General features: G+C 65.6%; 19 protein-coding genes. 5 read left to right on the forward strand and 14 right to left on the reverse strand.

Going from position 1 to position 22,072, the window contains the following annotated elements; all coding sequences use genetic code 11:
- Nucleotide 1 precedes the first annotated feature (1 nt).
- A complete protein-coding gene (locus NX774_RS12360) occupies nt 2–742 on the forward strand; it encodes an MlaA family lipoprotein (protein ID WP_258822475.1) in 741 nt (246 codons plus the stop codon).
- Here the strand turns inward: NX774_RS12360 and NX774_RS12365 are convergent.
- The 10 genes from NX774_RS12365 to NX774_RS12410 all read right to left on the reverse strand — a co-directional run bounded on the left by NX774_RS12365 (nt 730) and on the right by NX774_RS12410 (nt 10,224).
- Nucleotides 730–1,404, reverse strand: a complete 675-nt coding sequence (locus NX774_RS12365; protein ID WP_258822476.1) for a phosphorylase family protein — start codon at nt 1,402–1,404, stop codon at nt 730–732. The genes NX774_RS12360 and NX774_RS12365 overlap by 13 nt on opposite strands.
- Nucleotides 1,401–3,365: a squalene--hopene cyclase gene (gene shc, locus NX774_RS12370; protein WP_258822477.1), complete on the reverse strand. Its 1,965-nt coding sequence runs from the start codon at nt 3,363–3,365 to the stop codon at nt 1,401–1,403. Before shc ends, NX774_RS12365 begins: the two co-directional genes overlap by 4 nt.
- Before the next feature lie 30 nt (nt 3,366–3,395).
- A complete protein-coding gene (gene hpnD, locus NX774_RS12375; RefSeq protein ID WP_258822478.1) occupies nt 3,396–4,223 on the reverse strand; it encodes a presqualene diphosphate synthase HpnD in 828 nt (275 codons plus the stop codon).
- Between the two features lie 22 nt (nt 4,224–4,245).
- Nucleotides 4,246–6,111: a 1-deoxy-D-xylulose-5-phosphate synthase gene (gene dxs, locus NX774_RS12380; RefSeq protein ID WP_258822479.1), complete on the reverse strand. Its 1,866-nt coding sequence runs from the start codon at nt 6,109–6,111 to the stop codon at nt 4,246–4,248.
- Nucleotides 6,112–6,312: 201 nt separating this feature from the next.
- The gene (locus NX774_RS12385; protein ID WP_258822480.1) at nt 6,313–6,675 is read right to left on the reverse strand and encodes a hypothetical protein; all 363 of its coding nucleotides are present in this window, start codon (nt 6,673–6,675) and stop codon (nt 6,313–6,315) included.
- Nucleotides 6,676–6,754: 79 nt separating this feature from the next.
- Entirely contained in the window at nt 6,755–7,189 is a 435-nt protein-coding gene (locus tag NX774_RS12390; RefSeq protein WP_258822481.1) for a F0F1 ATP synthase subunit epsilon, read from the reverse strand.
- A gap of 17 nt (nt 7,190–7,206) precedes the next feature.
- Nucleotides 7,207–8,076, reverse strand: a complete 870-nt coding sequence (atpG, locus tag NX774_RS12395; protein ID WP_258822482.1) for a F0F1 ATP synthase subunit gamma — start codon at nt 8,074–8,076, stop codon at nt 7,207–7,209.
- A 222-nt stretch (nt 8,077–8,298) separates the two neighbouring features.
- Nucleotides 8,299–8,895, reverse strand: coding sequence for a type 1 glutamine amidotransferase domain-containing protein (locus NX774_RS12400; protein WP_258822483.1), 597 nt, complete (start codon nt 8,893–8,895; stop codon nt 8,299–8,301).
- Nucleotides 8,896–8,985: 90 nt separating this feature from the next.
- Nucleotides 8,986–9,297, reverse strand: a complete 312-nt coding sequence (locus NX774_RS12405) for a chaperone modulator CbpM (protein WP_258822484.1) — start codon at nt 9,295–9,297, stop codon at nt 8,986–8,988.
- A 12-nt stretch (nt 9,298–9,309) separates the two neighbouring features.
- Nucleotides 9,310–10,224 carry a DnaJ C-terminal domain-containing protein gene (locus NX774_RS12410; RefSeq protein ID WP_258822485.1) on the reverse strand — a complete coding sequence of 305 codons (915 nt, stop codon included), beginning with the start codon at nt 10,222–10,224 and terminating at the stop codon, nt 9,310–9,312.
- A 201-nt stretch (nt 10,225–10,425) separates the two neighbouring features.
- Between NX774_RS12410 and NX774_RS12415 the strand changes: the two genes are divergently transcribed.
- The 4 genes from NX774_RS12415 (at nt 10,426) to NX774_RS12430 (ending at nt 16,336) form a co-directional block, all read left to right on the forward strand.
- Complete coding sequence (locus tag NX774_RS12415; RefSeq protein ID WP_258822486.1) at nt 10,426–11,316, forward strand: c-type cytochrome; 891 nt, start codon at nt 10,426–10,428, stop codon at nt 11,314–11,316.
- Nucleotides 11,317–11,488: 172 nt separating this feature from the next.
- Entirely contained in the window at nt 11,489–12,889 is a 1,401-nt protein-coding gene (locus NX774_RS12420) for an MATE family efflux transporter (RefSeq protein ID WP_258822487.1), read from the forward strand.
- A 162-nt stretch (nt 12,890–13,051) separates the two neighbouring features.
- Nucleotides 13,052–15,271, forward strand: a complete 2,220-nt coding sequence (locus tag NX774_RS12425; protein WP_258822488.1) for a S9 family peptidase — start codon at nt 13,052–13,054, stop codon at nt 15,269–15,271.
- 75 nt (nt 15,272–15,346) lie between these two features.
- Nucleotides 15,347–16,336: a putative phage abortive infection protein gene (locus NX774_RS12430; protein ID WP_258822489.1), complete on the forward strand. Its 990-nt coding sequence runs from the start codon at nt 15,347–15,349 to the stop codon at nt 16,334–16,336.
- A 697-nt stretch (nt 16,337–17,033) separates the two neighbouring features.
- Here NX774_RS12430 and NX774_RS12435 read toward each other — a convergent pair.
- From NX774_RS12435 to NX774_RS12450, 4 genes are all read right to left on the reverse strand, one after another.
- Nucleotides 17,034–18,704 (reverse strand): methyl-accepting chemotaxis protein, encoded by a 1,671-nt coding sequence (locus NX774_RS12435; protein ID WP_258822490.1) that lies wholly within the window; start codon nt 18,702–18,704, stop codon nt 17,034–17,036.
- A 209-nt stretch (nt 18,705–18,913) separates the two neighbouring features.
- A complete protein-coding gene (locus NX774_RS12440) occupies nt 18,914–19,093 on the reverse strand; it encodes a CsbD family protein (RefSeq protein WP_258822491.1) in 180 nt (59 codons plus the stop codon).
- A 79-nt stretch (nt 19,094–19,172) separates the two neighbouring features.
- Complete coding sequence (locus NX774_RS12445; RefSeq protein ID WP_258822492.1) at nt 19,173–19,790, reverse strand: class I SAM-dependent methyltransferase; 618 nt, start codon at nt 19,788–19,790, stop codon at nt 19,173–19,175.
- A 214-nt stretch (nt 19,791–20,004) separates the two neighbouring features.
- Nucleotides 20,005–22,053: a M13 family metallopeptidase gene (locus tag NX774_RS12450; RefSeq protein WP_258822493.1), complete on the reverse strand. Its 2,049-nt coding sequence runs from the start codon at nt 22,051–22,053 to the stop codon at nt 20,005–20,007.
- Nucleotides 22,054–22,072 lie beyond the last annotated feature (19 nt).

Below are 22,072 nucleotides of genomic sequence, written 5' to 3' on the forward strand. Positions count from 1 at the left end.
GATGAACAAGAACCGCAGTGCCGGCGCACTCGCCATGGCCGGTCTCCTCGCCATTGGCGGTTGCGCCACGGGGCCGGACCGCAACCCGCAAGATCCGCTCGAGCCGCTCAACCGGGCGACCTACCGCTTCAACGACGCGCTCGACCGCGCCGTCGCCAAGCCGGTCGCCAAGGGCTACAACAAGGTCGTGCCGCAGCCGGTGCGCACTGCGGTCGACAACTTCTTCGCCAATCTGGGCGACGTGACCGTGATGTTCAACGACTTCCTGCAGTTGCGCATCTCCGACGGCATGCAGGACCTGGCGCGGGTGGCGGTCAACACCACCTTCGGCATCCTGGGCACGATCGACATCGCCACGCCGGCCGGCATGCAGCGGCACGACCAGGATTTTGGCCTTACCCTCGCCCATTACGGCATGCCCTCCGGGCCTTACCTGGTGCTGCCGCTGTTCGGCCCGAGCACCTTCCGCGACGCCGCCGGCTTCGGCGTGGACCAGTACATGGCGCCCGTGAACCAGACCGAGCCAGCCACGCGCAATACGCTGTGGGGCATCGATTTCATCAGCACGCGGGCACGCTACCTGAACGCCACCAACCTGCTGGAAGAAGCGGCACTGGACAAGTACCTTTTCACGCGCGACGCCTGGCTCGGCCACCGGCGCGCGCAGGAACGCGGCGGGCAGGAAGATGAGCTGCCTCAGTACGAGCGCGAGGCCGCGCCAGGGCAGCCTCAAGGCAAGTAAGCGAATAGCGCCCCGGCCAGCGCGCGGGCGCGCAGCAGGCCGCGGCGCGCGGCGCGTGCGTCCGTCGCCAGTGTGAACACGGCCCCTGCCTGGCCCGGATGCGCCGCAAGCGAGCGCAGGAAGGGGCCGGCTGCAATCCCGCCGTCCTCCTTCATCGCGGCGATGGCGCACGGCGGCAGGTTGCGCGTGGCCGGATCGACCACCACGCGCAGCGCGACGAAAGGCAGCCCGTGCCGGGCCGCGATGCGCGCGACGTGGTGCGACTCCATGTCCGCAGCGCGCGCACCGCTGGCGCTCCACAGCCGCGACTTGTCCTCGCGGCTGGTCACCGGATCATCCACACATGCGAGCACGCCGCCGTGCGCCGCCGGCAGCCGTTCGCGCAGCGCGCGCAGCCAGCGCTTGTCCGGCACGAGCGAGCCACCCGGCCACAGCACCTGGTCCGCGAGCAGGCAATCGCCGGGCGCGAGCGCGGGATCGAGGCCTGCTGCGCAGCCAAAGCTGATGATGCCCACGCCGCCAGCCGCTGCGCGCGCCAGCTCGGGCAGCAACGCGACCGCGGAGCCCGTTGCGCAAAAGGTTTGCACCCCGGGGCCGCGCGCGATCGCAGCTTCGAAATGAAGGCCGCATACCGCGATCACATGGCGGGCGGCCGGGCTCACATCCCCAGGCCCACGTTGCGGCTGCCCTGCTGCTTCAGCCTGCGATAGCGGGCCAGCGCCCACAGGGGAAAGTAGCGTGCATAGCCGTGGTAGCGCAGGTAGAACACGCGTTCGAATCCGGTTGCGGTGTGGCAGGGTTCGTCCCACAGCCCGTCGTTGCGCTGCTCGCGGACCAGCCAGTCGATCCCCCGCTCCACCGCCGCGTGGTCGATGGCCCCGGCCGCGATCAGCCCAAGCACTGCCCAGGCGGTCTGCGACGGCGTGCTGGGCGCGGGCCGGTACCCGCTGTAGTCGAGCGCGTAACTGCTGCCGTCCTCGCCCCAGCCGCCGTCCGGATTCTGCACCGCCGCCAGCCAGGCGGTCGCACGCGCCACCGGGCGCGCACCGGCATCCACGCCCGCGGCGCCCAGCGCGCACAGGGCACTCCACGTACCGTAGACGTAATTCATGCCCCAGCGCCCGTACCAGCTGCCGTCTTTCTCTTGCGCCCGCAGCAGCCAGCGCAGTGCGCGCCTGCCCGCTGCCGGCGCCGCGTTGAGCTGGGCCAGCATCGACAGGCAGCGCGCGGACACGTCGGCCGTCGGCGGATCGAGCAGGGCCCCATGGTCGGAAAACGGGATGTTGTTCAGGTAGCGGCAGGTGTTGTCCGCGTCGAAGGCGCCCCAGCCGCCGCAGCGGCTTTGCATGCCGACCACCCATTCGCAAGCCCGCGCAACCGCATCCCCGTAGCCTGCCGCCGGGTCCATCGACATCGCCCGGTGCATGGCCATTGCCACCACCGCCGTATCGTCCACATCCGGGTAGGCCGGGTTCGCGTACTGGAATGCCCACCCGCCCGGGCGCAGGCCGGGCCTGCGCTCGCTCCAGTCACCGGCCAAATCCAGCACCTGCAACGGGCGCAGCCAGTCCAGTGCACGCCGGGCAGCGGCGCTTGCCGCCGGCTCGCCGCACTCCAGCAGGGCGTGGCACATGAGCGCGGTATCCCACACCGGCGACAGGCACGGCTGGCAGTAGGTCTCGTCGCCGCGATCGACCAGCAACCGCTCGACCGCATCGCGTGCGGTGGCCGCACCGGTGCGCTCGCCCAGCACCTCGAACATCAGCAAGGCGTTGACCATTGCAGGGAAGATGCCGCCCAACCCATGCTCGCCGTTCAAGCGCTCCCGAACGAAGCCCGCAGCCGTTTGGATCGCCTGTTCGCGCAGCGAGGCGGACAGTTGCGGCTCCGCCCACCGCAACTGGGCATCGACCGAGCGGAACAGCCCGTACCAGAACCGGCGCTGGTGCGGCGCGCGCGGCGCCAGGCGCAGCCTGCCGGGCGCCTCGATGAACAGCTCGTCGATGCGCACGCGGCGCGGGTTGCGCGCGCGCGGCCTGAGCGCGGCCAGCACCAGCAGCGGCACCAGCACCGTGCGCGTCCAGTACGAGACCCGCGACAGGTGAAAGGGAAACCAGCGAGGCAGCAGCGCAATCTCCACCGGCATGCAGGGCACCGACGCCCACGGCACCTGGCCGAACAGGGCCAGCAGCATGCGCGTGAAGACATTGCAGCGCTCTGCGCCACCATGCGCGCGAATGGCGGCGCGCGCCCGCCTCATGTGCGGCGCGTGCGGCGAGTCGCCGATCATCTTGAGCGCGAAGTACGCCTTCACGCTCGCGCTCGGGTCATAGGCTCCGCCATGGAACAGCGGCCAGCCGCCATCCTGGTTCTGGATGCGCCGCAGGTAGCGCGCGATGCGCGCCTCGCGCGCCAGGTTGGGCGGCTCGCCAAGGTAGTGCACCATCAGCACGTACTCGGACGGGATGGTGGCGTCGGCTTCCAGTTCGTAGACCCAATGGCCGTCGCTTCTTTGCTCGGCCAGCACCGCTGACAGCGCCCGCTGCACGGCCTGCTGCACCGCGCCGGATCTGGTCCGGGCGATGGCGGCTGGCAGCGGAGTGGCAAAGTCGGGATGGCGCATGGTCTTGGACGCGGGCACCGCCGGCAGCAATCACATCAGATGGCGCAGCAGGATGCCGATCTTTTGCACCCGCGGCACCTTGACCGGCGCGCGCGGCGGCTCCCATCCACGCGCGAGCAGCCGCGCCAGCACCGCCTGGTAGGCCGCGCTCATCATGTGCGCGGTGCGGCAGCGGCTGTGCCTGAGAATCGCTTCTGCGTGGCGAAAATGCGCCTGCACCTGCGGCACGACGCGCGCGCACGCGTCTGGCAGCGCCGGGTCGTCCACGATGCAGGCCGCGCTGCCCGGCGCCACGCCCGCACCGCGCAGCGCTTCGCCTGGCAGGTACACCCGGCCCAGCGCGGCGTCCTCGTCGATATCGCGCAGGATGTTGGTCAGCTGCAGCGCGCGCCCGAGGTGATGGGCCAGCGCGATGCCGTCGGCGCGCGGCATGCCGAACACCTTGACGGACAGGCGGCCCACCGCGCTGGCCACACGGTCGCAGTACAGGTCGAGCGTTGCCGCGTCGGGCGCGCACAGCGGCTCGCCGCCGGCGTCCATCAGCATTCCATCGATCACGCTGTAAAAGTCCTCGCGCCCGAGGTCGTACTCTTCGATGTGCCGGCCCAGCGCACGCAGCCCCGCCGGCGCCTGGCCGCCGTAGCAGTCGTCGATGTCGCGCCGCCACTGCTCCAGTCCTGCGCGCCGCACGTGGGCGGGCGCGAGGCTGTCGGCGATGTCGTCCACCGCGCGGCAGAACCCGTAAATCGAGAACATCGCATCGCGCCTGGCTGCCGGCAGCAGCCGCATCGCGAGATAGAACGAGCTGCCTGCCGCAGCCGGCGCGCCCGCGCCCATGGAAAGCGATTGTGCGTGCATGGCCACCCCTTGCCCTGGCCGGTCACCCGTTGCTCACGACGAGGCGCGGCTCGGCCGTGCCGAACCGCTGCCGGATCGACGCGGCGATTCCCTTGGCGTCCAGGCCAACGCTGGCCAGTAGCAGCGCCGGATCGCCATGCTGGATGAAGCGGTCGGGCAGGCCCAGCATCAGCACAGGCTTCACCACGCCGGCCGCGGCCAGCGCTTCCGCCACCGCCGCCCCGGCCCCACCCATCACGCTTCCCTCTTCCACCGTGACGACCTGCGCGTGCTCGCGCGCCAGCCGCACGGCCAGCTCCACGTCCAGCGGTTTGATGAAGCGCATGTTGGCCACGGTCGCCCCCAGTTCGGCGCCCGCCGCCAGGCTTGGCGCCACCATCGAACCGAACGCGAGGATCGCGATGTCCTTGCCCTGGCGGCGCACCTCGCCCTTACCCAGTTCAATCGCCGACAGCTCGCGCTCCACAAGCACTCCCGGCCCCGCGCCGCGCGGATAGCGCACCGCGGCCGGGCCCGGATAGTGGAAAGCGGTGGTCAGCATGCGCCTGCATTCGTTCTCGTCCGACGCCGCCATCAGCACCATGTTCGGCACGCAGCGCACGAAAGCGATGTCGTAGTTCCCCGCGTGCGTGGCGCCGTCCGGCCCCACCAGCCCGGCGCGGTCGAGCGCAAAGGTCACGTCCAGGTTTTGCAGTGCCACGTCGTGGATCAGCTGGTCGTAGGCGCGCTGCAAGAAGGTCGAATAAATCGCCACCACCGGCTTCATCCCTTCCGCCGCAAGACCGGCGCCGAAGGTGACCGCGTGCTGCTCTGCGATGCCGACGTCGAAGTACCGCTCGGGGAACTGCTGCTCGAAGCGCACCAGCCCCGAACCTTCGCGCATCGCCGGCGTAATGCCGACCAGCCGCCGGTCCACCGCCGCCATGTCGCACAACCATTCGCCGAACACCTCGGTGTACGTGGTGCGCGATTGGGCCGGCACGATGCCCACGCTGGGGTTGAACTTGCCGGTGCCGTGGTACAGGATCGGGTCGGCCTCGGCCAGCTTGTAGCCCTGCCCTTTTTTGGTCACCACGTGCAGGAACTGCGGGCCCTTGAGGTCGCGGATGTTCTGCAGCGTGGGCACCAGCGCGTCCAGGTCGTGGCCGTCGATGGGGCCGATGTAGTGAAAGCCGAATTCCTCGAACAGCGTGGCCGGCGGCACCACCATGCCCTTGGCGTGTTCCTCGATGCGGCGCGCCAGCTCGCGCACCGGCCCCGGCAGCCTGCGGCTCACATTGCGGGCCGCCGCGTAGAAGCGGCCGGACATCAGCCGCGCCAGGTAGCCGTTCAGGGCCCCCACCGGCGGCGAGATCGACATGTCGTTGTCGTTCAGGACCACGAGCAGGTCCAGGTCCTCATCGATGCCGGCGTTGTTCAGCGCCTCGAACGCCAGCCCCGCGCTCATGGCGCCGTCGCCGATCACCGCGATCGCCTTGCTGTGCTCGCCCTTCAGGCGCGCGGCATGCGCCATGCCCAGCGCCGCCGAGATCGAGGTGGACGAGTGCGCGGTGCCGAAGGTGTCGTAGCGGCTTTCGTCGCGCCGCGGGAAGCCCGAGATGCCGCCCAGCTGGCGCAGCGTGTGCATGCGCTCGCGCCGGCCGGTGAGGATCTTGTGCGGGTAGGTCTGGTGCCCCACGTCCCACACCAGGCGGTCGCGCGGCGTATCGAACACGTAGTGCAGCGCGATCGTCAGCTCCACCGTTCCCAGGTTCGATGACAGGTGCCCGCCGGTTTGCGACACCGAGTTGAGCAGGAACTGGCGCAGTTCGTCCGCCAGCGGCCGCAGTAGCTCCGGAGGCAGCTTGCGCAGCTGCGCCGGATCGTTGATTGACTCGAGAAGATTCATTGCGCCTTCCTCCGCACGATGCTCCGCGCGCGAGCCGGCCCGCGCATCCAGTGCCCCGCCACCGGAATGGATGTGGCGGCATGCCGCGGGCGTGCTGGCCAGTCAAGCACCCATTCTAGAACGATCACACGATGCGGGCATCGCGCGCCAGCCCAAGCGTGCACGCAAAAGCACGCGGGAAACAAGCACACCATATGCCGCTCAGGTGGCGCGCGCCTCGACGATGGCCGGGTTGAAGCGCCGCAGCCCTTCCTCGGCGCGCGCGCGCTCGGCGTCGTCATGCGTATCGACCGTCACCACGTAGCCGCCGCGGCGCACCGCTTCGGCGTAGAGATTGCTGTGCGAGGTATCGCGCGCGCCGAACAGTCCGGTGAACAGGGTCTGCATCTTGAAGCTGACCGAGTTCGGATCGGTGTGCGGCGTGGCGCTGCGCTCTCTCAGCGGTATCTCGTGGTCGGGCACGAGCTGGACCGCGGTCCATGAAAAACCGGACGCGATCAATTCGTTCTTGGCCGAGAACGCAGGGCCGAACTCCTCGAACACGCCGACGACGGTCGTGGTCATGATGACTTCCCTTTCAAGTGGCAATAAGGCTTGGACCGCTGCCACCGCCGGTCGTCACCGCCGGTCGTCACCGCATGGCTCAGCGGCGCTGCTCGCGCAGGCGCGAAATGGCCGCCAGCTGCGCGATTGCTTCGGCCAGCTCGGCCTGCGCCTTGGCGTAGTCCACCGTCGCGGTACGGTTCGCCAGCGTCTCCTCGGCCTGCTTGCGCGCCTCGTTCGCCTTGGCCTCGTCCAGGTCGCGCCCGCGGATCGCGGTCTCGGCCAGCACCGTCACCGCGGTCGGCTGCACGTCCAGGATGCCGCCGGCGACGAACACCAGCTCCTCCTCGCCGCTGCCGGCCAGCTTGATGCGCACCGAGCCGGGCCGGATGCGCGTGATGAGCGGCGTGTGCATCGGGTAGATGCCCAGTTCACCAGCCTCGCCGGGCAGCGCCACGAACTCGGCGTCGCCGGAAAAGATCTCCTGTTCGGCCGACACGACATCGACGTGCAGCGTTCTCGCTTCGGTTGCCATCGCATCCTCCCGCAGGTTCAGACCGCCGCCGCGCCGGACACGATCTCGGAGATCTCCTTGGTTATCGCGGCCTGGCGGTTCTTGTTGTACAGGAGGTTGAGCTCCCCGATCACGTTGCCGGCATTGTCGCTCGCGGCCTTCATCGCCATGCGCCGCGCCGACTGCTCGGACGCCATGTTCTCGGCCACCGCGCGGTAGATCATCGCCTCCACATAGCGCTGCAGCAGGTCGTCGATGACGGTCTGCGGGTCGGGCTCGTAGATGTATTCCCAGCTGTGGGTGGTCAGCTCGGGCCGCAGCTTTTCGGGCGTGAGCGGCACCAGCTGCTCGGCCACCGGCACCTGCGTCATGCTGTTCACAAAGCGGGTGTAGAAGATGTGCACCTCGTCGATCTCACCGGCGAAGTAGGCGTCCAGCAGCACCTTGATCGGGCCGATCAGGCGGCTCAGGTGCGGCGTGTCGCCCAGCTGGGCGGCCTGCGCCACCACGCGCGCGCCGATCCGGTTCAGGAAGCCCAGGCCCTTGTTACCGATCGCGACCGTCGACACGCCCACGTGCGCCGCATCCAGCTCGCGCATCCTGGCCACCAGGTTGCGCAGGATGTTCGTGTTCATGCCGCCGCACAGGCCCTTGTCGGTGGTGACCACCACCAGCCCGGCATTCTTCACCTCGTCGCGGCGGATGATGAACGGGTGGCGGTACTCGGGGTTGGCCTCGGCCAGGTGGCCGGCGATGCGGCGCACCTTGTCGGCATACGGCCGCGCCGAGCGCATCCGCTCCTGCGCCCTGCGCATCTTGGACGCGGCGACCATCTCCATCGCCTTGGTGATCTTGCGGGTGTTCTCGACGCTCCGGATCTTGGTCCGGATGTCCTTGAAGCCAGCCATGACGCGCCTCCTCAGCGCCGCGTGCCGCGCGGCTTGGCGCCATCGTCATGCCGATCGGGGTTAGGCGCAATGGGACCAAAGTCCTATAACGCGTAGGGTGGGCTCTCGAGCCCACGCGGTTGGTCACACGGCGCATGCATGGGTGGGCACAAGTTCCCACCCTACGCCAGCAGTCCGATACGCCAGCTCTGTCTGGACGCGTGGGCAGCACAGCTGCCCACCCTACGCCTGCGCGCCGGTATTGGCGTTTTCCGTCACCGCCACCAGCTCCTTGAGCATGGCATCGTTGAAGGCCGGGATGTCGTCCGGCTTGCGGCTGGTGATCAGCCTGCCGTCCACCACCACCTGCTCGTCGGTCCACTCGGCGCCGGCATTGGACAGGTCCTGGCGCAGCGTCGGCCAGCTCGTCATGTGTTTGGCTTGTGCCAGGCCCGCGTCGATCAGTGTCCACGGCCCGTGGCAGATCGCGGCGATCGGTTTGTCTTCCTCGCCAAAGTCGCGGATGAAGTTGATCGCCTCTTCGGACAGGCGCAGCTGGTCCGGGTTGGCCACGCCACCCGGCAGCACCAGCATGTCGAAGTCGGCCGGACGCGCGTCGCGCACGTCCATCTCGACCCTGAACTTGTCGCCGGGCGTGAGGTGGTTAAAGCCCTGGATCTCGTTGCCCGTGCCCTTTGGCGACACCAGCGTGACCTGCGCGCCGTGCTGCTCCAGGAACTTGCGTGGCTCGGTGTACTCAACCTGCTCCACCCCGTCGGTGAGCAGCATCGCGACGTGCTTGCCCTGCAGTTCCTGGCCGTTGGCTTGTTGCTGTTCCATGTCACCCTCCCATTGTTGTCGGTAATCGCTTCGACAAATTCTAGGAGGTGAGTCGCGGCCGCGGCGCGCGCATGGGAACGGCTGGGCTGCTTACTCCACGCCCAGCGCGCGCATGCGCGCACGCAGCCGGCGGATCTCGTCGCCCAGGTCGATCACCAGCGCGGCCAGCTCTTCGTTGGCGTCGAAATCGCGCTCGATGCGCAGCAGCCGGCGCGCACGGTCCAGGTCGCCGCTGCGAAAGCGCCAGCTGGTCACCTGCACGGAAATCTCGCCGCCCAGCACGCCCGCCTGCACGTGGCGCACCACCCACTCCGGTTCCACGTTGACGGCATGCGCCAGCTCTTCCAGGGTGAGGGCGACTTCGTCGAGCAGCACCCCGCTGATCGGTTGGTTCGGTTGCATCGTCATTGCTCCTTAGCGCGGGTTGAAGGCCAGGTCACGCGCCATTTGCTGGTACAGCTCGCGCGCACGCTCGGTGTTTGCCGGCGGCAGCACGACTTCCAGGATCAGGTACAGGTCGCCCGGCGTGGCGGACGGGATGCCGCGCCCTTTGAGCCGGAGCTTGCGGCCCGGCTGCGAGTTGGGCGGCACCGTCACCTCCACCTGGCCGGACGGGGTCTGCACGGCGATGCCCGCGCCAAGCGCGGCCTCCCACGGCGTGACCGGCACGTTCTGGTACACGTCCGCGCCCTCGATCCGGTAGCGCGGATCGGGGTTGAACTGGATTTCCAGGTACAGGTTGCCCGGCGGCCCGCCGCCGATGCCGGGGTGCCCCTGGCCGGACAGGCGCAGCTGCTGCCCCGGCGTGACGCCCTTGGGAATGTTCACGCTCAGGGTTTTCTCGCGCATCACCATGCGGCCTTGCGCATCGGCCTCGGGCACGCGCAGGCCGATGGCGCGGGTGGCGCCGCTGTAGGCATCGCCCAGGTCGATGGTGATGGCGGCGTGGATGTCCTCGCCCGGCATCTGGAAGGTATGCCCGCCGGCGCGCCCCGCCCTGCCCCGCCGGCCCAGGTTGGCAAACAGGTCGGCGAAGATGTCCTCGGTATTGGCGCCCGAAAAATCGTGTTGCGCGCCCCAGTCCGGCGGCGGACGGAACTCCTGTCCCTGCTGGAAACCCTGGCCAAGCTGGTCGTACGCGGTGCGTTTTTCCGCGTCGCCCAGCACGCCATAGGCCTCGTTGATTTCCTTGGTTTTTTCGTCCGCGTCCTTGTGCTTGCTGACATCAGGGTGGTATTTGCGCACCAGCTTGCGGTACGCCTTCTTGATGTCGTCGGCCGACGCCGTCCGTTCTACGCCAAGAATCTTGTAATAGTCCTTGTATTCCACGCGCGCGCTCCCGATCCGGTGCTCTTGATGGTAACGCCGGGCGGCCTCACCCCTACGCACGGTTCATGCCCGGGATGTTGCAGTCCAGCTACCGAAAATGATAAGTCGTCTACTTTTATCTATCAACAAACAGCAAACAGGTGATAAATTTCTGTCATCAATATTTTGTCCCAACAGGGAAATTTCAAGATGAGCAAATGGGTGAAACGCACCAGCTTCCTGCTGGTCGGGCTGGCCTTGTTGGGCGTCGTAACCGCCGTGGTCGGCAAAGCCATCGGCGAGCGCAAAATGGCGCGCGTGGTGGCGTTTCCGCTGCCACCGCTGTCGGTGCCGGCCGACGCCTCGCGCATCGAACAGGGCCGTTACCTGTACAACACGCGCGGCTGCGCCGAGTGCCACGGCATCAATGGCGCCGGCAAGGTGGTGGTGCGCGACGGCGGCATGTACGTGGTGGCGCCCAACATCACCGGCGGCGAGAACAGCGTCACCCGCGCCTACAAACTGGACGACTGGGTCCGCGTGGTGCGCCACGGCGTGAAGCCCAACGGCAATCCCGTCCAGATGATGCCGAGCGAGGATTACAACCGCCTGACGGACGAAGACATGGCCGCGCTCGTCTCTTTCCTCCAGCAAATGCCCGCCATGGCCGGCGAGCGCGCGCGCATCGACGTGCCGATGCCGGTGAAAGTGCTGTACGGCTTTGGCGTGATCGAGGACGCGGCCGAAAAGATCGACCACCTGAAGCAGCCCCCGCAGCCGGTTCCGGCCGACGTGACGGTGGAATACGGCGCCTACGTGGCCAACACCTGCATCGGCTGCCACGGCCCGCAACTTTCCGGCGGCAAGATCCCGGGCGGCGCGCCAACCTGGCCGGCGGCGGCGAACCTGACGCCCGGCAAGGGTAGCGCGATGACCCGGTATGCCACGCCGGAACTGTTCATCACGATGCTGCGCACGGGGCGCCGTCCGGACGGGACCGCAATCAGCTCCGTGATGCCGTTCGGCTCGCTGGGGAAGATGAACGAAACGGAGCTGCGCGCGCTGTATGCATACGTCAAGAGCGTGCCGGCGCGCGAGGCCGGGCAACGCTAGCCACTTTTGTAAGCACGTCGTCCCGGCGACCGCCGGGACCCATGCTGCGCCTCCCGGCTGGCGGCGTCGAAAACACCGGCCGGCTATGCAACCGGACTATGGGTTCCGCCTTGGTCACGCAGCCTTAGCAATTAATCAGTAAAATCGCGGCTTTCGTCCCGCCGAACCGGTCATGAACGACACCGCCATCACCACCCCAGCCACACCCATCCGCACCGAAATGGCCACGCTCTGGAAGCTGTCCTGGCCAATGCTGGTCGGCCAGCTTGCGACGGTGGGCATGGGTGTGGCCGACGTGGCGATGACCGGCCACGTCAACGCCAAGGAACTGGCCGCCGTCTCGCTCGGCGCATCCGTCTGGTCGATCGTGCTGGTCACCGTCATGGGCACGATGATGGCGATTAACACCGTGGTCGCACACGAGATCGGCGGCGCGCGCTACGACAAGATCCCGCACTCGGTACGCCAGAGCATGTGGAAGGGCCTGTTCATCGGCCTCATTGCCTGCGCGTTCGCCAACCTGTGTACCCTGCTGTTCGACCACATCGGGCTCGAACGCGACGTCGCCGACCGCGCCTCCACCTTCCTGCATGTGATCAGCGTGGGCATGCCGGCCTTTGCCTGCTACCGCGCGCTGTATGGCTACACCACCAGCATCAACCAGACCAAGCCGGTGATGATGATCGCCATCTTTGGCCTGCTCTACAACGTGGTGCTCAACTGGCTGCTCGTGTTCGGCCACTTCGGCCTGCCGCGCCTGGGCGCGATCGGCTGCGCGGTGTCCACGGCAAGCGGCATGTGGCTGATGCTGGGCGCCATGGTGTGGTGGATCCGCACCGCGCCCGCCTACCGCATGACTTATCCGTTTGCCCAATGGGACGGGCCGGACTGGGAAGAAATTGGCGCCATGCTCAAGCTCGGCATTCCGATCGGCATCACCTATTTTGCCGAGGTCAGCGCCTTCGGCCTGATCAGCCTGCTGGTGGCGCGCTTCGGGGTGGTGCAGGTGTCGGCGCACCAAATTGCGCTTAACTTCGTGTCGCTGGTATTCATGGTGCCGCTCAGTTTTGGCATCGGCGTACTCACGCGCGTGGGGCAGGCAATGGGCGAAGGCAATCCGCAGCGCGCGCGCTTCGTCGCCTGGGTGGGCGTGGGCATGTGCGTTGCGTTCGGCTTCCTTTCGGCGGCGTTCATTTCGGTGTTCCGCTGGGAGATCGCACGCGCCTACACCTCCGATCCCGCGGTGCAGGCGACCACCGTCACCCTGCTGCTGTTTGCCGCGCTGTTCCAGCTGTCGGACTCCACGCAAGTCGCCGCCGCCTCGGCCATCCGCGGCTACAAGGTCACCCGGCCGCCAATGCTGATCCACATGCTCGCGTTCTGGGTGTTTGCGCTGCCGCTGGGTTGCCTGCTGGGCCTGGCCCCGCAATGGGCGCCGGCCGCACCCGCCGCGCCGCTGGCAGCAAAGGGATTCTGGATCGCATTGGTCATCGGGCTCACGGTCGCGGCAGTGTTGCTGACGTGGTTCCTGGCGCGGCTGTCGGCCCGCAAGGCGGCCGAGGCGATATCGTAGGGTGGGCTCTCGAGCCCACGCCGTTCGTCACGCAGCAGGTAACGCGTGGGCACAAGTGCCCACCCTACTTTGCTGCTGCGCGGCATCCATATTTACAGCTTTGCGACCTCTTCTCTGGTATCGTCTCGTGGTTGCACAAAACTAACTAAAGAGACACTGCCAATGCGCCTTCTTCTCTGCCTGCTGGCCGCCATCGCGGCCCTGCCCGCTTCCGCCGAAAAACTGACCCTCGACCGCATCTACGCCGACCCGTCCCTGTCCGGCCCGGGCGTGCGTAACCTGCGCGTGTCACCGGACGGCGAGCGGGTGACCTTCCTGCGCGGCCGCGAGGACAACCAGTTCCAGATGGACCTGTGGGAATTCAACATGAAGGACAAGACCATGCACCGCCTGGTCGACTCCAAGAAACTGGTCCCCAACGAAAACCTGTCGCCGGAAGAACGCGCCCGCCGCGAACGCGCGCGCGTGGCCAGCCTGTCGGGCATCATCAGCTACAGCTGGTCGCCCAGCGGCAAGCAGCTGCTGGTGCCGATCGCGGGCGACCTGTACCTGGTGGACGTGGCCAACCCGGACCAGGCGCGCAAGGTTGCGTCGGGCAATGTCACCGATCCAAAGATCTCGCCGAAGGGCCGCTATGTCTCTTACGTGCGCGACCAGAACCTGTACGTGATCGACCTGTCCACCGGAAAGGAGCGCCAGCTCACCACGGATGGCAAGGGCACCATCCACAACGGCGAGGCCGAATTCGTGGCGCAGGAAGAAATGGGCCAGCGCACCGGCTACTACTGGGCGCCGGACGATTCCGCGCTCGCCTACAAGCGCTTCGATGAATCCCAGGTGCCGGTGGCGCGCCGCTTCGAGATCTACGCCGACCGCACCGACGTGATCGACCAGCGCTATCCGGCCGCCGGCGACCCCAACGTGCTGGTGGACCTGATGATCGTCTCGCCCGCAACAGGCGAGCAGAAGAAAGTGGACCTCGGCCCCGAGAAGGACATCTACCTCGTGCGCGCCGACTGGAGCGCCGACAGCAAGACCCTCGTGTACCAGCGCCAGACGCGCGACCAGAAGCGCCTGGACCTGGTGGCGGTGGACGCCGCCACTCTTGCCCAGCGTCCGCTGCTCACCGAAACGTCCAAGACCTGGGTGAGCATCCATGACGACCTGCGCTTCCTGAAAAACCGCCCGGCCTTCATCTGGGCCTCGGAGCGCACCGGCCGCAACCACCTGTACCTGTACGACCTGAACGGCAAGCTGCTGCACCCGATCTCGCGCGGCGAGTGGGGCGTGGACAACGTGCTGGCCGTGGACGAGCAGGCCGGCAAGGTGTACGTGGCATCGAACCGCGACGCCGTGATCGACAAGCAAGCCTACGCGCTGAACCTGGACGGCAGCAATGCCGACAAGCCTGTGCGCATCACCAAGGCCGACGGCTGGCACGAGGACAGCTTCGCGCAGAACGGCAAGCTGTTCGTCGATACCTTCTCGGACCCGGCCACGCCGCCGCAAGTGTCGATCCGCAAGCCGGACGGCAGCATGGTCGAGTGGCTGGAACACAACGAGCTCAACGCCAAGCATCCGTACGCGCCGTACGTGGCCAGCCACCTGCCGACCGAGTTCGGCACGATCAAGGCGCACGACGGGCAGACGATGCACTACTCGATGATCAAGCCAGCCGGTTTCGATCCGAACAAGCGCTATCCGGTGTTCCTGTTCGTGTATGGCGGCCCGCACTCGCAACGCGTGACGCGCCAGTGGGGCTCGCTGTTCAACCAGTACATGGCGCAGCAGGGCTTCATCGTGTTCACGCTGGACAACCGCGGCTCGTCGCGCCGTGAGCGCCAGTTCACCGACGTGATCTACGGCCAGCTCGGCAAGCACGAAGTCGAGGACCAGCTGACCGGCATCGACTGGCTGACCAAGCAAAGTTTCGTCGATCCCAAGCGCGTGGGCGTGTTCGGCTGGAGCTACGGCGGCTTCATGACGCTGCGCATGCTGGCGGCGGCGTCGGACAAGATCGCGATGGGCGTGTCGGTGGCCCCGGTGACGGACTGGGCGCTGTACGACACCCACTACACCGAGCAGTTCGTGGGTGGCACGCCCAAGGCGGTGCCCGAGGCGTACCAGCAAAGCGGCGTGTTCGCGCACCTGGACGGGCTCAAGTCGCCGCTGCTGCTGGTGCACGGCATGGCCGACGATAACGTGCTGTTCACCAACAGCACGCGATTGATCGATTCGCTCGTCAACCGCAACGTGAAGTTCGACCTGATGACCTACCCCGGCGCCAAGCACGGCATTTCGTCGCGCGCCGGGCAGCGGCACGTGTATGGGCTGATCGAGGCGTTCTTCAAGAAGAACCTCGGAGGAACCGAGGCAAAGTAAGCAGGCTTCTTGCCTTCCCCTGAACGGCCGCCTCGAGCGGCCGTTTTCTCGGCATCAACGCAATCTCACTATTCGATGGACGCAATCTACAAGCTCTTCACAAACGGCAAGATCGACAATCTCGACCCCACGACGAAACGTCTTGCCAGCGTGCTGTTCTACGTCGCAATCGGCGTTATCGTTTTTATCGCGGCCTTGATCGTCGTTGACGTTGCCGGGCATTGGGGAGTGACTACTCCGTTGGGCACCTTCGGCGATTTCTTCGGCGGGGTGCTCAATCCGATTCTCGCGTTCCTCACGGTGATCGGGCTCGCCGTCACCATCGTGATGCAGCGAGCCACTATCTCGACCTCCACCTTGCAGCGGTTTGAGACCACGTTTTTCAACCTGCTCGACCTGCACAACAAGATCGTCGATGAGCTGGTATTCGATCCAAAGATCATTCCTGACAGCGCCGCGCAACGCGAATTACTGCGCATTGCGGGTGTCACGCCAGAGGAGCCGGAGAAAGCGCACGGACGGGCCGTCTTCGCCGTGATCCTTGAGCGGATAGCCAAAGCCGAAACGAACACGACGTCGCGCGTCGAGATTTACCGGGAAAGGCTGCAGGTCGAGAACAACCATGTGCTCGGCCACTATTTCCGTAACCTCTACCAGATTCTGCGTTTGGCGGACCGGCTGAAACATGAATCGATCGACGCGTCGACAATCCAGACCTATACGGCGATCGTACGAGCGCAATTGTCGGCAAACGAACTTGCCCTGCTCTTCTATAACTGCCTTGACGGGATGGTGGACAGGGGCGAGTTCAAGCAGCTCGTCATCGACTACAGGTTACTGGAACACCTGCCCCTGCGCTACGATCGCTCGACGAAGGAGCTGTATCACGAGAACCTGCCGACCGAGTGGAAATATTTTCGTGAATACCTCGTCGTCGTCCCGCCTGGCGAAACCGCCAAACACCGGGTCCCCGCACCGCTGGCACCCGGGGCGTTCGGTACGAACCCGAAGGTGCACGAATATCTTCTGGATGCCCAGTTGCCCATCCTGCCAGTGAAAAATTAACCGGGTTCAGGATTTGGCGCATTCCCGGCGCCCCTTGCTCCGTGCCGCTCCGATGCACTCGGGTCGTCTTAATAGCAGGGGCGCATAGGGTTTTTCCTAATAGCTCCACTAACGCACGATACCGCACGATTTGGCCCGTTATCGCTGCTAAACCATACGATTCCCGCGCGATTCCTCTCGCTCTTTGCGCGAAAACAGACGACCCGGCGCCGAAATTGAACGATACACTCGGTGCCCGAATCTAACTCTTGTGTAGCGAACGAATCGCGAGAAAGCGTGAAGGGTTCGGCTGATTTCGGAATGCGAGCGAGCGGTTTCGCTTGAAAACCGCCCGGTCGCGCGCTGGTATCGGGCCGATTCGATCAATATCGTGCGAAAGTGAGGCCGGTATGCAAAGAGAACATCCCCAGCCTGCGATGGCGCTTCCAATATCGTTGGAAATCTATCAGCAACTTGTGTCAGCGTCGGTTAGGACCGGGTTTCGCCAAGAAGAAGTCACGCAGACCGGGCACCTGAAGGAAGCATCCAACGGCCGCTTCGGATCAGAAGCTGCAGTTAAGCCCGCCGGCTGCAGTTAAGCAGGCCGGCGGCATTGGACCTGGAGCTGACATCGGCTGTCACGGTTCGCGGATTTTTCGTCGCTATTGGGGGCCGTCCTCGGCTTAGATCGATCCGCGCTTGATTCCTTACCGTTGGTTCAAGATTCGGCCCACTCCTCGTCCCTCGAAGTCCGCGCGACGGCGATCCGCTTTGCTGGCTGGGCGGAGACCGGGGGTGCAATACGCGTGCGGGTGGCCGCTGGCCGGGGCGTTACCGCCGCTGCCTGATTCAGCCGGAACACGCTCACCGAGCGCGCCAGGCTGCCGGCTTGCTCCTGCATGGCCTCCGACGCCGCAGCTGCTTCCTCGACGAGTGAAGCGTTTTGCTGGGTCACTTGATCCATCTGGCTGATCGCCAGGTTGATCTGCTCGATGCCGGCGGTCTGCTCGCGGGTCGCGGCCGTCATTTCGGTCATGATGTCCGTGACGCGCTGCACGCTCTGGACGATTTCCTGCATGGTCGCGCCAGCCTGCCCCACCAGCTTGGTGCCGTCCTCGACCCGTTCCACGGAATCGTTGATCAGCTCCTTGATTTCCTTCGCGGCAGCAGCCGAGCGCTGCGCCAGATTGCGCACCTCGGACGCGACGACAGCGAAGCCGCGGCCCTGCTCACCGGCGCGCGCCGCTTCCACGGCAGCGTTGAGCGCGAGAATGTTGGTCTGGAACGCGATCCCATCGATCACACCAATGATCTCCTGGATCTTGGACGAAGAGTCATTGATCGATGCCATCGTCTGGACGACCTGGCCCACCACCTCCCCGCCCTTGCCGGCAATCTGGGATGCGGCAGCGGCAAGCTGGTTGGCCTGGTGTGCATTCTCCGCGCTCTGCCTGACGGTCGAGGTGAGCTCTTCCATCGACGACGCCGTTTCTTCCAGCGAGCTGGCCTGTTCTTCCGTGCGCGACGACAGGTCCTGGTTGCCGGCAGCGATCTCGCCAGATGCCGTGGCAATGGTATCGGTACCGGTACGGACCTCGGACACGATTTGCACCAGGCTCTCGTTCATGTGCTTGAGTGCGGCGAGCAACTGTCCGATTTCGTCCTTGCTGTTGACCTGGATTTGCCGCGTCAGGTCGCCCTGGGCAACCGCTTCTGCTACCTCGACAGCCGTTGCAACCGGCGTCGTAATGGAGCGTGCAACCACATAGCCGATGAGTGTTGCTGCCACAGCCGCGGCCAGCGCCAGGCCAATCATCAGCATGATCGCCTGCCGGCCGGCTTCGGCCGCACCGGCGCTGTCGCGTTCCATTTGCTGTTCCTGGTATTTGACCATCTTGTCGATGGCATCAAAATAGGCTGCCTGCAATGGCACGAGCTCCGTGGTGAGCAATTGCACCGCCTCCGCCTGCTTCCCTTCCAGATAGAGACTGGCGGTGCGATCGCGGGCAGGCGCGTACTTGGCGCGCGTATCGTTGATCTCCTTGTAGAGCGCTTTTCCGGTCGGCGTAACGTTCAGTTTCTCCAGCCTGGCGAGAATCTCCTGGCTTCCCTTGCGCGTTGTCGCCAGCTGTTCCAGGTACGGTTTCGCGGCGGCCGGGTCGGAAAATAACAAGGCGCTGCGCAGGTTGACGGCCCCCGTATTCACGGAATCGCGCAGGCGCGAGCTCAACGCCGCCTTTGTATAGCGATCCTGTACCACTTTGGCTGTGGTTTGATTACTGTCTTGCAGGCGGGTGATGCCGACGAGCGCCACCACGAACAGCAGCACGATCATCAGCGCGAAGCCTGCGCCCAGGCGCACCCCGACTTTTAAATCCGCGAATCTCACTTCCAGTACCCCTTGATTTTATGAGTTTCCGTTAGGAAATTTTTGTTTCTCAGAATACTTACGAAGAAGATATACTGTCAATAGCGCCTCTTTTGTTCCCTGCGGTCTATCGCGTTATGCCGGGATTTAACAAAAGCAGAAAGCCGGAGCGCAAAAAAAAACAGCCGCGCTTGCGTGCGCGGCTGCCCTTTGTGAAAAGCTCGCTGAAATCAGCGGTTGCCTTTGTTGACGGCGTCCTTCAGGTCGCCCCACTTCTCTTGCACTTTGCCTTCGGCTTGGTTCGACAGGCCTTCGGTCTGCTGCTGGCTGCTGCCAGTGACCTTGCCGACCTCTTCCTGAATTTTGCCGCCGATGTCTTTGGCTTTGCCTTTGATTTGGTCGTCGTTCATTTGGATTACCTCGCTCTGTCGTTGAAACGAGTCTTTATCCTACGCCGAACCACGCATGCGGTCCGTACGCCAGGTAACACTAGCGTTTGCGCCAAACGCTGGCGAGCCAGGGCTGCTGGTCGCGAGGTAATCCTGTTGGACGGTAATAGTGTTCCACTGGAAGAAAGCCGGCGGCGGTGAGGTAGCGTTCCCAAGTGTCGTAGTCATAGTAGCTGCCGTAGCGAGGACCGTTCCAGCCTTCTTCGTTGTGTCCGCGGGGATTGGAGCTGAACAGGACGCCGCCAGGCTTCAGCGCGGCATGCAGGTCGGCCAGCACCTTGGGCAGCGCGGCGCTGGGAACGTGGAACAGGACGGCGTTGGCGAAGATACCGTCAAAGGTTTCATGCGGCAGCTGCAGGTGCAGCAGGTGCTGGTGCCAGACTTCGCAGCCGCTGAAGCGACGTGCCATGTGGACGAATTGTTCACAGCCGTCCAGGCCAATGGCGTGGTGGCCGCGCGCGGTGAAGGTTTTCAGGTCGCGGCCGGGTCCGCAGCCAAGGTCGAGGATCGTGAAAGGCGGCTCGGCTTCGATGGCGTTCAGGAGCGCATCGATATTCTGGCTGACGTCGTGGTCGATGGTGCCGGCGAAGAAGGCGTCGGCGGTGTGCTCGTAGTGGGCGAGCGTTTTGTTGGTGATGTCGTCGAGTTGGTCACTCATGTTCGCTCCGTCGTCCCGACGCAAGTCGGGACCCATGCTGAGGTTGCGGTGTGCCAGCGTTGGCAGTATCGCATGCTCAGTATGGATCCCGGCGGGGCCGCCGAGGATTCGCCGGGACGACGGTTTGAGCGTCAGCTCCAGTGGATGCGATACCTGCTTGCAAGCTCAGTATGGGTCCCCGCCTCCGCGGGGACAACGGGCTGAGGCTGAACTCTTACCAGACGCGCACGCGCTGCTCTGGCGGGAGGTACAGCTTCTCGCCGGGCTTCACGTCGAACGCCTTGTACCATGCGTCCAGGTTGCGCACGGTCGCGGTGCGGTATTGCGGCGGGGCGTGGCCGTCGGTCAGGATGCCGCGGCGCTCCGCCGCCTCGCGCATCTTGGTGCGCCAGCTGTGCGCAAAGCCGATGAAGAAGTCACGGTCGGTCGCTTCATTCGCCTTGGCCCCCATCGCGGCATGGTACGCATCGTAAGACGCGGCAATGCCGGCCAGGTCAGCCAGGTTTTCCGACAGCGTCTGCTGGCCGTTCACCGCCAGGTCCGGGAACGGTTTGTAGGCCGAATACTGCGCCACCAGCTTTTGCGATGCTTCCTTGAAGTGCTTCTCGTCTTGCGGGGTCCACCAGTTGCGCAGGCGGCCCTGGGCGTCGAACTGCGCGCCCTGGTCGTCGAAGCTGTGGCTGATCTCGTGGCCGATGATGGAACCGATCGAGCCGTAGTTGGTCGCATCCGATGCGTTCACATCGAAGAACGGCGGCTGCAGGATCGCGGCCGGGAAGTTCAGCGCGTTTTGCAGCGGCAGGTTGACGGCGTTCACCAGCTGCGGCGGCATCGCCCATTCGGTGCGATCCGGCTTCTTGCCCAGCTTGGCGATCTCGTGCGCGGTCTGGAATTCCTCGGCGTGCACGGCGTTGGCGAAGGCGTCGGTGGACGACACGGCCAGGCCCTCATACGATTTCCAGTGGTCCGGGTAGCCCACGCCCACGTACAGGGTCTTGAGCTTTTCCTTGGCCTGCGCGCGCGTGGTCGGCGCCATCCAGTCCAGCTTGTCGATGCGCTTGTCGAAGGCGGTGATGATGTTGCTCACCATCTGCTGCACGCGCGTCTTGCTCTCGGCCGGGAAGTATTTCTCGACGTAGATCTTGCCGATCGCTTCGTCCATGGCGCCGTTGGTGGCGGACAGCGCGCGCTTCCAGCGCACCGACTGCTGCGGCGTGCCGGTCAGCGCCTTGCCGTAGAACTCGAAGCGCTGGTCGGCAAAGGCCTTGGGCAGCACGCTGGCGAAGTGGTTGATCTGGTGGAAGGCCAGCCAGTCCTTCCAGGTCGCCAGGTCGGTGCTGCGCACCAGCGAGGCTTCGCCCTTGACGGCAGTCGGGTGCCAGACGATGAACTTCTGCTGGCCGTTCAGGCGCGCAGCCTTGAAGAAGGCGTTCCAGTCCATGCCCGGCGCCTTGGCGGCGAAGTCCTTGGCGGTCCAGGTGTTGTCGGCCTTGAGGACGTCGGCCGACACTTCGCGCGTGGCGTGCGTCTGGGCGATGGCCGATTCCAGCGCGAACACGCGCTTGGCGCGGTCGTCCACCTTGTCGTAGCCGGCCAGCTTGAGCATCGCGGCAATGTGCTTCTGGTACTTGTCGCGCAGGTCGTCCATGCGCTGACTCTTGTCCAGGTAGTAGGCGCGGTCCGGCATGCCCAGGCCGCCCTGCAGCAGGTACGGCGTGTTACGTGCCGGGTCGTGCAGGCCCGGGGACACCCACAGGCCGAACAGGTTTTCGGTGTAGAAGTTGGTGGCGTTCAGCGGGTCCACGTCGGCGCGCAGGTTTTCGCCCAGCGCGCGCGTGAGGCCGGCCTTGTCCTTGATCGCGTCGATGCGCGCCAGGTAAGGCTTGAGCGGGGCGATGCCCTTCTCTTCGATCGCGCCCTCGTTCATGTAGGCGCTGTAGTAGTCCGCTACCTTGCGGGCCTCGGGGCTGAGGTCCTTCTGCCCGGCCAGCCCTTCGATCAGCTTGGCGATGCGCTGGTTGGTCTCTTCCGCCAGTTGCCCCATCGCGCCCCAGCCACTCTTGTCGGCCGGGATCTCGGTCTTGGCCAGCCAGTCACCATTGGCCCAGGCGAAGAAATCGTCGCCCGGCAGCATGGTCATGGATTTGGTTTCGGCTTGCTTGGCCGCCTCTTGCCCGGCGCTGTACGCGGGCGAAAAGGCGAGCGAGGCGCCGCACAGGGCCAGGGTGATGGCGGTCTTGATCGGTGTCCAGCGAGTTTTCATGGTGTCCCTTCTCGGTATT

The sequence above is a fragment of the Massilia agilis genome, from assembly GCF_024756255.1.
Lineage (GTDB): Bacteria > Pseudomonadota > Gammaproteobacteria > Burkholderiales > Burkholderiaceae_D > Telluria > Telluria agilis.

Excerpts from the sequence above, each read along its gene's own strand:
- NX774_RS12450 (WP_258822493.1), bottom strand. The coding sequence starts at position 22,053 with ATGAAAACTCGCTGGACACCGATCAAGACCGCCATCACCCTGGCCCTG.
- hpnD (WP_258822478.1), bottom strand. The coding sequence starts at position 4,223 with ATGCACGCACAATCGCTTTCCATGGGCGCGGGCGCGCCGGCTGCGGCA.
- NX774_RS12390 (WP_258822481.1), bottom strand. The coding sequence starts at position 7,189 with ATGGCAACCGAAGCGAGAACGCTGCACGTCGATGTCGTGTCGGCCGAA.
- NX774_RS12385 (WP_258822480.1), bottom strand. The coding sequence starts at position 6,675 with ATGACCACGACCGTCGTCGGCGTGTTCGAGGAGTTCGGCCCTGCGTTC.
- NX774_RS12420 (WP_258822487.1), top strand. The coding sequence starts at position 11,489 with ATGAACGACACCGCCATCACCACCCCAGCCACACCCATCCGCACCGAA.
- NX774_RS12425 (WP_258822488.1), top strand. The coding sequence starts at position 13,052 with ATGCGCCTTCTTCTCTGCCTGCTGGCCGCCATCGCGGCCCTGCCCGCT.
- atpG (WP_258822482.1), bottom strand. The coding sequence starts at position 8,076 with ATGGCTGGCTTCAAGGACATCCGGACCAAGATCCGGAGCGTCGAGAAC.
- NX774_RS12405 (WP_258822484.1), bottom strand. The coding sequence starts at position 9,297 with ATGCAACCGAACCAACCGATCAGCGGGGTGCTGCTCGACGAAGTCGCC.
- shc (WP_258822477.1), bottom strand. The coding sequence starts at position 3,365 with ATGCGCCATCCCGACTTTGCCACTCCGCTGCCAGCCGCCATCGCCCGG.
- NX774_RS12440 (WP_258822491.1), bottom strand. The coding sequence starts at position 19,093 with ATGAACGACGACCAAATCAAAGGCAAAGCCAAAGACATCGGCGGCAAA.
- NX774_RS12360 (WP_258822475.1), top strand. The coding sequence starts at position 2 with ATGAACAAGAACCGCAGTGCCGGCGCACTCGCCATGGCCGGTCTCCTC.
- NX774_RS12445 (WP_258822492.1), bottom strand. The coding sequence starts at position 19,790 with ATGAGTGACCAACTCGACGACATCACCAACAAAACGCTCGCCCACTAC.
- dxs (WP_258822479.1), bottom strand. The coding sequence starts at position 6,111 with ATGAATCTTCTCGAGTCAATCAACGATCCGGCGCAGCTGCGCAAGCTG.
- NX774_RS12400 (WP_258822483.1), bottom strand. The coding sequence starts at position 8,895 with ATGGAACAGCAACAAGCCAACGGCCAGGAACTGCAGGGCAAGCACGTC.
- NX774_RS12430 (WP_258822489.1), top strand. The coding sequence starts at position 15,347 with ATGGACGCAATCTACAAGCTCTTCACAAACGGCAAGATCGACAATCTC.